This is a genomic window from Bradyrhizobium sp. HKCCYLS3070 (assembly GCF_051167575.1).
Classification (GTDB): Bacteria; Pseudomonadota; Alphaproteobacteria; order Rhizobiales; family Xanthobacteraceae; genus Bradyrhizobium.
Genome location: NZ_JBNPTI010000007.1, coordinates 243,798 through 257,343, shown reverse-complemented (window position 1 = coordinate 257,343; position 13,546 = coordinate 243,798). Strand labels below are relative to the sequence as shown.

Annotated in this window: 11 protein-coding genes; 5 read left to right on the top strand and 6 right to left on the bottom strand. The window is 67.8% G+C overall.

All coding sequences use genetic code 11. From position 1 onward, the window contains the following. Positions 1–54 precede the first annotated feature (54 nt). Positions 55–2,130 (bottom strand): methyl-accepting chemotaxis protein, encoded by a 2,076-nt coding sequence (locus ACQR03_RS22545; protein ID WP_315828007.1) that lies wholly within the window; start codon positions 2,128–2,130, stop codon positions 55–57. Positions 2,131–2,333: 203 nt separating this feature from the next. After that, positions 2,334–3,062 (bottom strand): SDR family oxidoreductase, encoded by a 729-nt coding sequence (locus ACQR03_RS22540; protein WP_315717881.1) that lies wholly within the window; start codon positions 3,060–3,062, stop codon positions 2,334–2,336. A 120-nt stretch (positions 3,063–3,182) separates the two neighbouring features. Here ACQR03_RS22540 and ACQR03_RS22535 point away from each other — a divergent pair, with 120 nt between their 5' ends. Beyond that, a complete protein-coding gene (locus ACQR03_RS22535) occupies positions 3,183–4,466 on the top strand; it encodes a hypothetical protein (protein ID WP_434841892.1) in 1,284 nt (427 codons plus the stop codon). 206 nt (positions 4,467–4,672) lie between these two features. Here ACQR03_RS22535 and ACQR03_RS22530 read toward each other — a convergent pair whose 3' ends face one another. Then, a complete protein-coding gene (locus ACQR03_RS22530; RefSeq protein WP_315717882.1) occupies positions 4,673–5,710 on the bottom strand; it encodes a magnesium and cobalt transport protein CorA in 1,038 nt (345 codons plus the stop codon). Between the two features lie 257 nt (positions 5,711–5,967). Between ACQR03_RS22530 and ACQR03_RS22525 the strand changes: the two genes are divergently transcribed. Continuing rightward, positions 5,968–6,672, top strand: a complete 705-nt coding sequence (locus ACQR03_RS22525; RefSeq protein ID WP_315751335.1) for an SDR family oxidoreductase — start codon at positions 5,968–5,970, stop codon at positions 6,670–6,672. Between the two features lie 15 nt (positions 6,673–6,687). On the opposite strand, the gene ACQR03_RS22520 is transcribed toward ACQR03_RS22525, so the two are convergent. Both ACQR03_RS22520 and ACQR03_RS22515 read right to left on the bottom strand, forming a co-directional pair. Then, positions 6,688–8,127 carry a glutamine synthetase family protein gene (locus ACQR03_RS22520; protein WP_315751333.1) on the bottom strand — a complete coding sequence of 480 codons (1,440 nt, stop codon included), beginning with the start codon at positions 8,125–8,127 and terminating at the stop codon, positions 6,688–6,690. A gap of 193 nt (positions 8,128–8,320) precedes the next feature. After that, complete coding sequence (locus tag ACQR03_RS22515; RefSeq protein WP_315751332.1) at positions 8,321–9,679, bottom strand: aromatic ring-hydroxylating dioxygenase subunit alpha; 1,359 nt, start codon at positions 9,677–9,679, stop codon at positions 8,321–8,323. A gap of 211 nt (positions 9,680–9,890) precedes the next feature. Between ACQR03_RS22515 and ACQR03_RS22510 the strand changes: the two genes are divergently transcribed. From ACQR03_RS22510 to ACQR03_RS22500, 3 genes are all read left to right on the top strand, one after another. Next, complete coding sequence (locus ACQR03_RS22510; RefSeq protein ID WP_315751330.1) at positions 9,891–10,691, top strand: IclR family transcriptional regulator domain-containing protein; 801 nt, start codon at positions 9,891–9,893, stop codon at positions 10,689–10,691. An 827-nt stretch (positions 10,692–11,518) separates the two neighbouring features. Beyond that, entirely contained in the window at positions 11,519–12,220 is a 702-nt protein-coding gene (locus tag ACQR03_RS22505; protein ID WP_315751328.1) for an alpha/beta fold hydrolase, read from the top strand. A 46-nt stretch (positions 12,221–12,266) separates the two neighbouring features. Continuing rightward, positions 12,267–12,563 (top strand): zinc-ribbon domain-containing protein, encoded by a 297-nt coding sequence (locus tag ACQR03_RS22500; protein ID WP_315751326.1) that lies wholly within the window; start codon positions 12,267–12,269, stop codon positions 12,561–12,563. Positions 12,564–12,844: 281 nt separating this feature from the next. Here the strand turns inward: ACQR03_RS22500 and ACQR03_RS22495 are convergent, their stop codons facing one another. After that, positions 12,845–13,435 (bottom strand): TetR/AcrR family transcriptional regulator, encoded by a 591-nt coding sequence (locus ACQR03_RS22495; protein WP_315751324.1) that lies wholly within the window; start codon positions 13,433–13,435, stop codon positions 12,845–12,847. Positions 13,436–13,546 lie beyond the last annotated feature (111 nt).

Sequence of the window (13,546 nt, the reverse complement as noted above, 5' to 3'; positions counted from 1 at the left end):
GCTGCGATCGGGTGGCGATGCGCGGCCCTCGTCGAGGCCACGCATAATGCACCCTCACGCCGCGCGCACCGAGTCGAGGAAGCGGCTGACCTCGTCGCGGAGGCGGCTGCTCTGGCCGGACAGCGACTTCGCGGCGGACAGCACCTGCGAGGAGGCCGAGCCGGTCTCGTCGGCGCCATGCCGGACGCTGGCGATGTTCGCCGACACCTGCTGCGTGCCGTGCGCCGCCTGCTGGACGTTGCGCGAGATCTCGCGCGTCGCCGAGCTCTGCTCCTCGACGGCCGAGGCGATGGCGGACGCGATCTCCGACATCCGGGCGATGGTCTCGCCGATCTCCTTGATCGAGCCGACCGACTCCTGGGTCGCCGCCTGGATGCCGCCGATCTGCTGGCCGATCTCGCCGGTGGCCTTGGCGGTCTGCTCGGCCAGCGCCTTGACCTCGGAGGCGACCACCGCGAAGCCGCGGCCGGCCTCGCCGGCGCGGGCGGCCTCGATGGTGGCGTTGAGCGCGAGCAGATTGGTCTGGCCGGCGATCGCGTTGATCAGCTCGACGACGTCGCCGATCCGCGCCGCCGCCTTGGCAAGCTCCGCGACGTTGTCGTTGGTCTTGCGCGCCTGCGCCAGCGCCTCGTTGGCGATGCGCGCGGAGTCCTGCACCTGGCGGCTGATCTCGTTGACCGACGAGCTCATCTCCTCGGCGGCCGCGGCGACCGAATGCACGTTGGTCGAGGCCTCCTCGGAGGCCGAGGTCACTACGGTGGCGAGCTCCAGCGAGCGGCCGGCGGTCGTCGTCAGCGTGGCGGCGGAGCGCTCCAGATCGGCCGACGCTGATGACACGACGCCGACGACCTCGCCGATCGCCATCTCGAACTCGCGGGTGAAGCGCTCGACACGCTGGCCGCGCTCGATCTTGGCCTGCGCGTCGGCCGCGGCCGCCTGCTCGGCGCGCTTCTTCTCCAGCAGCGCCTCCTTGAAGGTCTGCAGCGAGCCGGTCATCGCGGCGATCTCGTCGTCGCGATTGATCGTCGGGATCGCCACGTCGTCGTGGCCGGCCGCCATCTCGCCGATCAGGCCGGTCAGGTTCACGATCGGGTTGATCACGCGGCGGCGCAGCAGCATGGTGACGAACACGAGAATGCCGGCGAGGGCCGCGACCACCGCCGTCGCCAGCGCGAGCATCAGATAGGCTGCATCGCGCGCCGCGACGGCGCGTTCGCGGGCCTCGGCGATCGCGGCGTCGCGCACGACGAAGAACTTCTGCACGGCCGGGACGACCGCCTCGGCCAGGCTGTCGGCGGTGAGTGTGTAGTTGAGATCGCCGAGCCCGGCTGCGATGTCCTTGTCGACGATCGGAACGGCGCGCCCGAAATAGGCGTCACGGGCCTCCTTGAACGCCGTGAGCAGCCGCTCCGGATTGCCGAGCTGGTCGATGCCGGCGTCCAGGCGCTCGCGGTCGGCCTCGGTGCGGCCCTGGGCGCGGTCCATCGCCGCCTTCTCGGCCGGTGCCACGGCGCGGCGGGCGCTGAGCGCCGGCGACAGCGCGGCGGCACGACCACCGGCGGTCACGCGCAGGTCCTGCGCGGTGCGGGCGACGTCGAGCAGCGTCGTCAGCGACGCGTCGGCATTGGCGATGCGGTTCTGCAGCTGGTTCAGGATCGGCTCGATTGCCAGGGCGACCTGGGTGACCCCGGGGAGAAAGCTCTTGATGACGGCCGGATCGCGCGCGGTCAGCGGCGCGGTCAGCGCGGGGTCCACCTTGGCGAGGATCTCGTTCAGCTTGGAAGAGGCCTGGTCCAGGCTGCGCGTGATCGCCTCGCCGTTGGAGACGTTCGCCAGCTGCGCGCGCGCCCTGGCGAAGGATGCGTCGGCGGACTGCCTGATCTTGCGCACGCCTTCGAGCTGCGCGGGCGTGGCGGGAGTATCCTGGAAGATCGGCGTGATGTAGGGGGCGCGATGGCCGACCACGTCCTGCGCGTAGAGCAGCACGGCGCCGAACGCCTCGACCGTCTTGATCGCCTCGGCCTTGTGGCTGACAGCCCTGACCTGCTCGATCACGACTTGAGCAGCAGGCAGGACGGCCAAAGCCGTCACCGACAGCATGGAAATTGCGAAAAGTCGGCCGATCTTCATTATTGCCCCCGGATTGCGCGGGCTCACGCTAGGTTCCTTATGATTAAGGTTGCGCTTAATTCGACCCCCGTAGTTCCACGGGGTCGTCGCGCGCCCTCGATCGGAGACACGGCACCGGACAGGACGTCCCGTGCCGCTTGAAGAATGTCCTGAAGCGCGGCGATGACTTGGGACCGATTCCAGCTCAGGAAAACCCGGCTGCCCTACAGATCAAAATTCGTCGGCAGCATCACGACGTCGCGGATGGTCATGCCGCGCGGACGGGTCAGCATGAACATGATCACCTCGGCGACCTCCGAGGGCTCCAGCAGGCTGCCGGACTCGCGCGCCTCCTTCAGCTTCTCGGCCGGCCAGTCCGCGATCAGCGCGGTGACCACCGGGCCTGGCGAGATCGCGCCGACGCGGATGCCGTGCTTGAAGACCTGGCGGCGCACCGTCTGCACGAAGCAGTCGATCGCCCATTTCGACGACGCATAGACCGGCTCCCACGGCGTCGGGTAATGGGCGGCGAGCGAGCTGGTGACGATGATGTCGCCGGAGCCGCGCGCGATCATGTGCGGGAGCACGTCGCGCACGTTCTTCATCACGACGTTGACGTTGAGGTTCAGCATGCGGTCGATCGCGTCCGTCCTGGCGTCGACGAGGTCGCCGCCGAGATAGCTGCCGGCATTGGCGTGAAGGATGTCGAGCCGGCCGGCCGCATCGAGGACGCGCGGCAGCAGGGTGGCGCAATCCGTGGGATCGAGCAGGTCGATCACCACGGGGATCACGGCCTCGCCGTGCCGCTCGCGCAGGCTCGCCAGCGCCGCGGCATCACGGTCGATCATGACGACGCGCGCGCCGGCGGCCAGCATCGCCGCGCTGCTGGCGAGGCCGATGCCCGACGCCGCGCCGGTGACCGCCGCCACCTTGCCTTCGAGTTCCCTGCCCATTCATCTCCTCCTTGTCCGGCCAGACTACAGCAAACCGCGCGGCATTGCCGCACTCCGTTGGACCCATCGCAATCCCTGCGCGTTGCATCCCGGCCGCCAGCATCACCCGTGAAGAGCCCGATGGAGACGATCGAAGCCTATCTCGCCCGCAAGCATCAGGAGCTGCAGCTCCTGAATTGCTGCCTGCGGAGACCGCATGCGCTGCCGGCGCCGCGCTCCGTGATGGAGGTCGTCCGGCGCAAGTTTCAGCTCGCGGCCGCGCTGAAGGCCGAGCACGCGCTCAGCGACTGGACCGCGACCGAGACGGCCTGGGCGGATGCGGACGATCATCGCGCCGGACCGTTCGCCTTCAGCTACGACTATCAGCGCGCCGATCTCGACGTGCGCGGGCCGTCGTTCTACGCGGCGGGCGAGAGCCGTCATGACACCATCTACACCATCTCCGGCATGGCGGCGATCGCGGCACTGCTGCTCGCGACGCGGCCCGTTCTCGGTACGGCGGACCTGCTGATGCTGCCGGGCTCCTATGGCGAGACGCAGGAGCTGGTCGCGGCGCATGCGCGGCACCTGCGCCCGGTGACGCTGACCCGTGACCTTGCCGCCGCGCTGGCGCAGCCCTCGCCCGCGCCGCGGCTGCTGCTGATCGATTCCAGCGCGACCGCGCCGCGCTTCGAAGCCGTACTGAATTGCGACCGCCCAGTGATCGATCTCCTGATCTTCGACACCACCTGCTTTGCCAACGGCTCCGGCCGCGTTCGCCGCGTGCTGGCCTGGGCGCGACGCTGGGACGTGCCGGTCGTGATGGTGCGCAGCCACACCAAGCTCGACTCGCTCGGCGCCGAATACGGCCGGCTCGGCTCGGTCGCCTTCATCGATTGGAGCAAGGCCGCCGCCGCGGGCCGCGTTGTGCTTCAGACGCTGCCGGACGAGACGCGCAATGCCGTCAGGCTGCTCGGCGGCGCGGCGCTGCCGGCGCATTTCCCGCCTTATGTCGGCCTGCCCGCCTATCGCGAACTGACCGCGCGGCGCGTCGCCGCCATCCTGCGCAACAGCCGGCGCGCGCGGCGTCAATTCGCGACCGCGCTGCACGGCCTGACCGCGGAGCTCGACTTCGCGCACGGGCTCTACGTCACGCTCGCCGGCCGCGCGCCGCTCGACGAGGCCACCGCGCGGCAAGCCGCAACCGCCATGAGCGACGATCTCCGGCGCGCCGGGCTGCCGATCCGCCACGCCGGCAGCTTCGGCTTCGATTTCGCTGCGACGGAATGGTTTCACGACGCCACCACGGATCGCTACAGCGTGCGCGTCGCCGTGCCCGACCTGCCGACGGCGATCTGGGACGAACTGACGGACGCGATCGCCGCGTGGTGGTCCGCGCACCAGGGGCGATCCGCCGCGGCGTGACCGCTGCGCCATGGCACCCCTTGCCTCCTCAACGGCAAACGATTTCGATGTCACACGCGCCACGCCGTGCCCGGCGGTCTCGGCGCCACGGCACTCGGCGCCCTGGCACCGCGCCTCGCTTGGGCGCAGGGGATTTGGAGCAACGCCTTCGCGCCGCTCGCAAGTGGCTGAACCCGCTTCGCGAGGAGGGACCGACGGCCCTCCCCTCACAGCCATCCGCGCCGGTGGAACTGCCAGTACAGCACGCTGCACACGGTGGCGATGAAGCCCAGCACGGCGTAGTAGCCGTATTGCCATTTCAGCTCCGGCATGTGCTCGAAGTTCATGCCGTAGATGCCGGCGACGGCCGTCGGCACCGCGAGGATCGCGGCCCAGGCCGTGAGCCGACGGGCGATGTCGGTCTGCTGCGCCTGGCCGGCCATCATGCTGGCCTCGAACACGAAGGCGAGGATCTCGCGCAGGGAATCCGCATCCTCCTCGGCGCGCTTGGCGTGGTCGAGCACGTCGCGAAACAGCGGCGCCATCTCGGCGTCGATCGCGACGTTGTCGACATGCTCGAGCCGCTTGCAGACGTCGACCACGGGGCCGACGGCGCGGCGCAGCCGCAGCAGGTCGCGCCGCAGGCGATACAGAAGGTCGACCTCGTGGCGCGCCAGCGGCCGCTGCAGCACGACCTCCTCCAGCGTCTCGACCTCGGCCATGATGCTCTCGGTCACCGGCCGGTAGTTGTCGACGATGAAATCGAGGATCGCATAGAGGATGTAGTCCTCCCCCTTGGCGAGCGAGCCCGGACAGCTCTCGCAGCGCTCGCGCACCGCGCCATAGGAGGTCGAGGCGCCGTGGCGCACCGAGACCACGAAGCCGGGGCCGACAAAGATGTGGGTCTCGCCGAACACGATGTGCTCCTTGACGAGCTGCGCGGTGCGGGCGACGACGAACAGCGCGTCGCCGTAGCGCTCGACCTTGGGCTGCTGATGCGCCTTCGACGCATCCTCGATCGCGAGCTCGTGCAGCCCGAACTGATCCGCGACGCGCTGCAGCAGCGCCGCATCAGGCTCATGCAGCCCGATCCACACCACATGGCCCGGCCGCCTGCTCCAGGCGCCGGCCTCCTCGATCGCGACGTCGGCGACGCGGCGGCCATCGGCATAGGCGCTCGCCGCGACCACGCCGGGCTCGCGCGACGCGCCGCGAACCTGAACGGCCGGCGTATCGGCCGGTGTCTGCGTCGTCACGTGGCGCATCGTGCCTCCCTGCTGTCCGGTCTCAACGGATCCACGCGGTGGCGCGTTCCCGTTGCACCGGCCTGTTTCCGATTTTCGGCGCGTTGCAGCCGCCGGTCAAGCAACGCGCCGGATCAGATCGGTGCCGATACGGCTTGTTGATGATCTGTCGCTCGCCGTCATGGCGACCGGCGCGTTCCTGTGTTTTGCTCGACGCCACCGGGAGAACAGCGCTACATGATCGCCGTCGTCATCCGTGAAAGGCAGGAGTCATCGTCATGGCCACACAACGTGTCGCACTGGTCACCGCGGGCGGCAGCGGCATGGGCGCAGCGGCCGCGCGCCGGCTTGCCGCTGATGGGTTCCACGTCGCGATCCTGTCGTCGTCGGGCAAGGGCGAGGCGCTGGCGGCCGAGCTCGGCGGCCTCGGCATCACCGGCTCCAACACGTCCAGCGACGATCTGAAACGCCTCGTCGACGGCGCGATGGACCGCTGGGGCCGCATCGATGTGCTCGTCAACAGCGCCGGCCACGGCCCGCGAGCGCCGATCCTGGAGCTGACCGACGAGCAGTGGCACACGGGCCTCGATACCTATCTGCTGAACGTCATCCGCCCGACACGCCTGGTGACACCGGTCATGCAGGCGCATAAGGGCGGCGCGATCATCAACATCTCGACCGCCTGGACCTTCGAACCGTCTTCGATGTTCCCGACCTCGGCGGTGTTCCGCGCCGGGCTCGCATCCTTCACCAAGATCTTCACCGACACCTACGCGGCCGACAACATCCGCATGAACAACGTGCTGCCGGGCTGGATCGACAGCCTGCCGGCGACGGAGGAGCGCCGTAAGACGGTGCCGATGGGCCGCTACGGCAAGTCCGAGGAGATCGCCGCGACCATCGCCTTCCTGGCCTCCGAGGGTGCCGCCTACATCACCGGCCAGAACATCCGCGTCGACGGCGGGCTGACGCGCAGCGTGTGAGGGGCCACCGCGCCGTCAGAACATCTCGAAATATTCGCGCTGCTCCCAGTCGGAGACCTCCTGCTGGAAGCGCTCGAGCTCGGCGTTCTTGATGAAGGTGTAGTAGTCGATGAAGGTCGAACCGAACGCCTGGCGGAAGAACGCATCGTCCTTCAGCGCATCGACCGCCTCGCGCAACGATTTCGGCAGCAGGCTCGCCTTGGTCTCATAGGGCACATCCGCCGACGGTCCCGGATCGAGCTCGCGGTCGATGCCGTCGAGGCCGGCTGATATCTGCGAAGCCATGTAGAGATAGGGGTTGGCGGCGGGCTCGCCGATGCGGTTCTCCAGGCGGGTGGCGCGATCGCCGGGGCCGCCGAGCACGCGGATCATGACGCCTCTGTTGTCGCGGCCCCAGATCGCGCGGTCCGGCGCCAGCGAATAGGCGCGGTAGCGCCGGTAGCCGTTGATCGTCGGCGTCGAAAACAGCGCGGAGGCACGCGCATGCGCGAGCAGACCCGCCATGTAGTGGCGGCCGAGCGCGGACAGACCTTCGGCGTCCTCCGTCATGAACGCGTTGCTGCCGTCGCGCGCCACCAGCGACTGGTGCAGATGCCAGCCCGACGACATCACGTTGGGGATGCGCGGCCGGCACATGAAGGTGGCGTGATAGCCGTGGCGCTGGCAGATCTGCTTCACGGCGCTGCGGAACAGCACCATCGTATCCGCAGGCGCCAGCCCGATGCCCGGCTGCAGCACGAATTCGCACTGGCTCGGTCCATATTCGAGCTCGATCGAGCGCAACGGCAGGCCCAGCGCGACGAGGTTCGCCCGGATGATCTCGAGCGCCGGCTCCATCTGATCGAAGCGCTGCTCGGTGAGATATTGATAGCCCTGGGTCAGCAGGCTGACCGTCGGCGGCACGCCGGGCTGACCGGGCGAGCCGGCATCACCGGGCGCGAGCCTGGGATCCTCGACCTTGAAGATGTGGCACTCGACCTCGAGGCCGGCCATGAACTGATAGCCACGCTGTTCGAGCGTCGCCAATGCCGACCGATAGAGATTGCGCGTGGCGAACGGGACCGGCGCACCGTTGGCGAAATACAGATCACACAGCACCCAGCCGGTGCCGGGCGCCCAGGGCAGCACCCGGAACGTGGTGGGATCGGCCACCATCAGCGCGTCGCTGCCGCCCTGCATCTCGGCCATGCCGAAGCCGCCGCCGGCGGTGAACACCGGAAACACGGTGCGATGCGAGGTGTCCTTGGCGAGCAGGGTCGTCGTGATCGAGCAGCCATCCTCGAGCGAGGACAAAGCAGCATCGACAGTGAGTGTCTTGCCGCGCAGGATGCCATGCTGGTCCGGGAACGAGAAGCGGATGGTGGTGAGGCCGTGCTCCTCGGCGAGGCGGCGCATGCGCATTGCGGCCTCGGCCTGCTCGACGGTCCACAACTGATGCTTGTCGACGAAACTCAACGATGGCTCCTCGAATCGTGGGACGGGCAAAGGCGCGCTCGCGGCGCTGCCTCCGCTGTTGCGCCAGTGGACACTGCGAACGCGACGCGCCCACCGCCGCGACGGTGCGCGTGAATGGTGGGCGGGCCGTCGGACGGCACGACGCGCCGTTCCGCCGGCCTTGCCCACCCTACGGCAGCTCGGAGCAAAGGAGCTACTCCGCCGCGCTCAGATGCGGGGCCCGCCGCACGATATCCGCGGGCACCGGCGGGGCCCAGGGGGCATTGCGGCGGCGGCGGACATCGACTTCCATCCAATAGGTCTCCCAGCCGCGCGTCGGACCGATGCCGTCCATCGTCGCCGGGCCCTGCACGCTGCGGGCCTCAGCGGCATCGAGGAACAGCATCGGCGGCTCGCCGCTCGCGACCTTCTCGATCTGCTCGCGCAGCAGCCGGCGATATTGGATGATCGCCTTGTCGGATTGGCCCAGATGCTCGCGGGTGCGGTCCTGGATTCGGCCCATCGACTCCACCGCCCACTGGTCGTGCACGTTGATGTCGTTGCCCATGCCGGTGTAGGTCGCGGTCGCCTGCTCCCGTGGATCGAAGCCGTAGTCGTTGCTCTTGTTCTTGCGCGAGCGATAGTCGGGCAGCTCATAGAGCTCGAGCCGCTGCGCCCGCATCTTCGCCCGGTCGACCGGCGCGCCATAGCTGGTGAAGATCGCGTACCAATAGCAGCTCTCGTCATCGACCGGCACGTGCCACTGCGTGATCGTCATCTCCGTGCTCATCGGAATCACGAAGGCATGCGGGAACAGCTGATTGGTGACGCGCACGTGGGTGCGTTCGGCATCGATCTCACGCAGCGCGATGATGCGCAGGCCGTATTCGGTCCCCTCGACATTGATGATCGGACGATCGTATTCGCGCAGCACCTTGGTCATCGGCAGCTCGCTGTCGGCGGAGGCGCCGCGGAACTGCTTGCCATAGGCGGTCGACGTATCCTCGTCCTCGAAGAAGCGGTGCAGGAACGAGGCATGCGCGGGGTCGATGCCGACCTCCAGCGCTTGCAGCCAGTTGCACTCGATCAGGCCCTTGAAGGCGAAGGTGTAGGCGTCTGGCGCGGTGAAGCAGTCGAGATCCGGGAACGCCGGGGCGGCGCCCTCGCCCAGCCAGGCCCAGAGGATGCCGCCCTTCTCGACCACGGGATAGGCGCGCTGCTTGACGTTCTTGCACAGCGGCGAGCCCGCCGGTTCGGCCGGCGTCTCCAGACAATTGCCGTCGGCGTCGAACAGCCAGCCATGGAAGGCGCAACGCAACCCGCCGTTCTCCAGCCGTCCGAAGGCGAGATCTGCGCCGCGATGCGGACAATCGCGATCAAGTAGTCCGTAGCGGCCCTGCGCATCCTTGAAGAGCACGAAGTCCTGGCCGAGCAGCTTCACCGCGCGCACCGGCCGCTCGCCCACGAGCTCATCGACCAGCGCGGCCGGCTGCCAGTACATCCTCATTAGTTTACCGGCGGGCGCGCCGGGTCCGACGCGCGTGATCAGGTCGTTCTGCTCCTGGCTCATCATGATGGCCGTCTCTCCTGTTCCGTCGCAAGTCGGGCGTTGAGCGTCACGCGATCATCTAATAATGTTCGCTAGACGAACACATGTTCGCCCAGATTAGATTCGCTTTAAGTGGGGAGAAGCGCAAGTGAAAAAGCTACAACCGAAGCCGAGGGGCCAACGGACTGCAGCTTCACTGCGGCCGAAAACAACAACAGCGGATCATGTCAGGCCGATGCCGAAACTGAAGCGCACTGATGAGGAGAAGAAGCAGGCTCGGGGCGACGGCCCCGAGTTCGTGGAAGCGCTCGATCGCGGCCTGCGGGTGATACAAGCCTTCAGCCGCGAGGGCCGGCCGATGACGCTGAGCAAGGCCGCGGAACTCACCGGCCTCGCCCGCGCCACGGTGCGACGGATTCTGCTGACCCTGAAGGCCTCCGGCTTCGTCCATGGCGACGACCGGCTGTTCTCGCTGACGCCGCGCGTGCTGCTGCTGGCCTCCAGCTATCTCGCCTCCAACCAGATCAACAGCGTGATGCAGCCGTTGATGGACAGCATGGCCGGCGAGGCGCGCGAGGTCTGCTCGCTCGCCGTCCTCGACGGCGAGTCGGTCGTCTTCATCGCGCGCGCGACCTCGACGCGGATGTTCTCGACCGGGCTCGAAATCGGCTATCGGCTGCCGGCGTTCTGCACGTCGGTCGGCCGCGTGTTGCTGAGCCGGATGCCGGACGATCAGTTGCGCCAGGCCGTCGAGCGCATGACTCTGACCGAGATGACGCCGCAGACGATCACCGACAAGGAAGCATTGCTCGCGTCGATCATCGCCGTCCGCGACGACGGTTACTCGCTCGTCGACGGTGAGGCGGAGCAGGGTTTCCGCTCGATTTCAGTGCCGATTCGCCGATATGACGGCGGCATCATCGCCGCCGCCAACATCGGCGGCCACGTCGATCGCATCGGCGTCGACGAGATGAAGGAGCGCTTCCTGCCGCTGCTGAAGAAGCTCGCGGCGACGGCGCAGCCTCTGCTCGTCTGATCGTCGGGGAGAGGCCTCGGCCGCCGGCGCGCGCTGGCTCTCGCTCGCGCATCAGGTCACGCCACCGCAACCTTCGCATCGAACTCGCGTCGCATCGAACTCGCGGCCACGAGCGCCGCTGCTCCATCCGGCAGCGACATCGCCGGGAGGCATCGTCGCGCCGCTGATCGAGCACGTCGTCCCGCCCCTCGCTGCATCGCGGATCGGCGCACTCGCCGTTCTCGTGAGAGCCGGACTTCGCGCGACACTCGTTCCGATGTCATCACCGACAGCGCGGTGCTACCAACTTATCTCCGCAGCAGCACGAGAGAGCCGGCCATCGCCGGCCACGTGAAGTTACCGGCCGCGCGAACTAATCGTTGTGGTCGCAGGCCTTGCGACGCCGCGGCCCACGCCCATTACGTGATATTATCGTGACGCCCGACCCTGTTTGCCACGATTGATGGTCCGTCCAGGTATCATCGCGCTGCATGCGATGGTGGCATGATCCGGAGCGGAAGTAGTTCGATCTCCGATCTCACGCGCGAATTGCGGACGACGCCACCAGATTGCCGCGAATGGCGCCGCAATCACGAAAGCCGAAGGCGCCGCGGCCCAAGCAGCATCGCGGGCAACCCGATCACCGCGATCATCCGACCGGCCCCCCCGCTGCCGCGAAGAGGCGCAGGAGGAGCCAGGACTCGGCTGGGGACGAGGTTGTCGGCCTGGGGCGGCGGGCGCGAGCCGCAGCACATCGTTGGACATCGGCTGCTTCTCGCGCGTAAATGGCATGCCGGGCGGACAACACCCGGACCTGCAGGTGAATGCCGTTTCCGGGGGGAAGACCCATGACTGATGCGCTGCCGCTCGTGCTGGTGCCTGGCCTGATCTCGTCGCCCCGCATCTATGCGCCTGTCATCCCGGCGCTGTGGCGGCTCGGGCCGGTGATGGTGGCCAACCACATCCGCGATGACAGCATGGCCGCGATCGCGCGCCGCATCCTGGCCGAGGCGCCGCCGCGCTTCGCGCTCGCGGGACATTCGATGGGCGGCTACATCGCGCTCGAGATCATGCGCCAGGCGCCAGAACGCGTGGGTCGGCTGGCGCTGATCAACACCCAGGCGCGGCCCGACACGCCGGAGGCGAGCGCCCGCCGCCGCACCATGATCACCCGCGCCAAGGAGGGCGACTATCACGGCGTGGTCGACGAGCTGTTCTCGGGCTTCGTGCATCCGTCGCGCCAGGATGATCCGCGGCTGCGCCAGCTCGTGCACGACATGGCCGAGGAGGTCGGCGTCATCGGCTTCATCCGGCAGCTGACGGCCATCATGTCGCGTCCGGACTCGCGGCCGACCTTGACAGCGATCCGCTGCCCGACCCTGGTGCTGACCGGCGACACCGACAACACCATCCCGAACAGCCTGTCGAAGGAAATGGCCGACGGCATCGACGGCAGCTGGCTGGTCGTGCTGGAGAATTGCGGTCACCTGCCGCAGCCCGAGCAGCCGGAGGAAACGGCGCAGGCGCTGATGGAATGGTTGCGGGGGTGAGATGGCCATCACAGTATATTGCTGGCGTTGTGGCATCGAGGTGCCCATGCTCGATGAGAAGGAGTGGGTGGAGATCGAGCCTCTCCTGAGGAAACCGATCGACGACATCAAAGACTACCGGCGGTTGAATGAATGTACTCTCGGGCAAGCCGCCGCTGCGGTCGATAGCAAAGCGGGCGTGCTGCAGCGCTACCGTGAACTGACCGGCTTTGACGAGACGAATGCCCTTGCGATCTGGCACCATCGACGAAGTGATTTCGGTCCGGCGTGCACGTCGTGTGGAAAGCCGTTGAGAACACCCCGCGCGAAATTCTGCGCCGCCTGCGGGACGCCGGTTTCATAGCATCACCCCACGCCAACTTCGTCATTCCGGGGCATTCGCGCAGCGAATGAGCCCGGAATCCATACTCACAGGTCTTGGTTGTGGAGCGAGAGGGCCGTACAGAGGCACTGCGAATTTCAGCAACAGAACGTGGTTATGGATTCCGGGCTCGCGCTTCGCGCGCCCCGGAATGACGATGGAGGGAGCATCCGGATCTACGGAGTATCGCCCGGACGAGAGTGCCGTCGGACGTGTCGGCCCGGGCAAGTCAATGAGCGGCTAATACGCAGCGTGAGGCAATCTCACGCCCGCCCCTTCCCCACCCGCAGCCCATCCACGAACACATCCAACAGCCGCAGCACGCTCTGCTGCCAGCCGGTCTGGTCGTGCATGTAGCACATGCCGATCAGCGCGCGCAGGACGTCGTCGGCGCTGATGTCGCTGCGGATCTCGCCGGCCGCGACGGCACGCGCCAGCAGCGCGCCGATCGAGCGGGTGAGGTGGCCGTGCGAATAGGCCGCGAGCTCAGAGTTCGCGTTCATGACGATCGCGAGCGCGGCCATCATGCCCTTCTTGGTGGCGACGAACTGCACCGTCGAGCGCAGCCAGCGGCGGAGCGCCTCGACCGCCGACTGCTCGCTCTTCAGCTCTTCCGCAAGCTCGGCGAGCTGCTCGACCTCGCGCCGGTACACCGCTTCGAACAGATCCTCGCGGGTGGGGAAATGGCGATACAGCGTGCCGATGCCGACGCCGGCCTGGCGCGCCACCGCCTCCAGGCTGGCCTCGGCGCCGCCGACGCTGAACACCGCCTTGGCCGCCTCGAGCACGCGCTCGCGATTGCGCTGCGCATCGGCGCGCGGCTTGCGATGGCGGTCTTGTGGTTTCGTCTCCATCTCACCAGCTCTTGATGACGGACCGTTCATGTCCCCTTGCTAAACGGAGGAACCCTCCGTATAAATAGACCTGCCACCCGGGACAGCCAACCTTCCTCAGCTGTCGTCCCG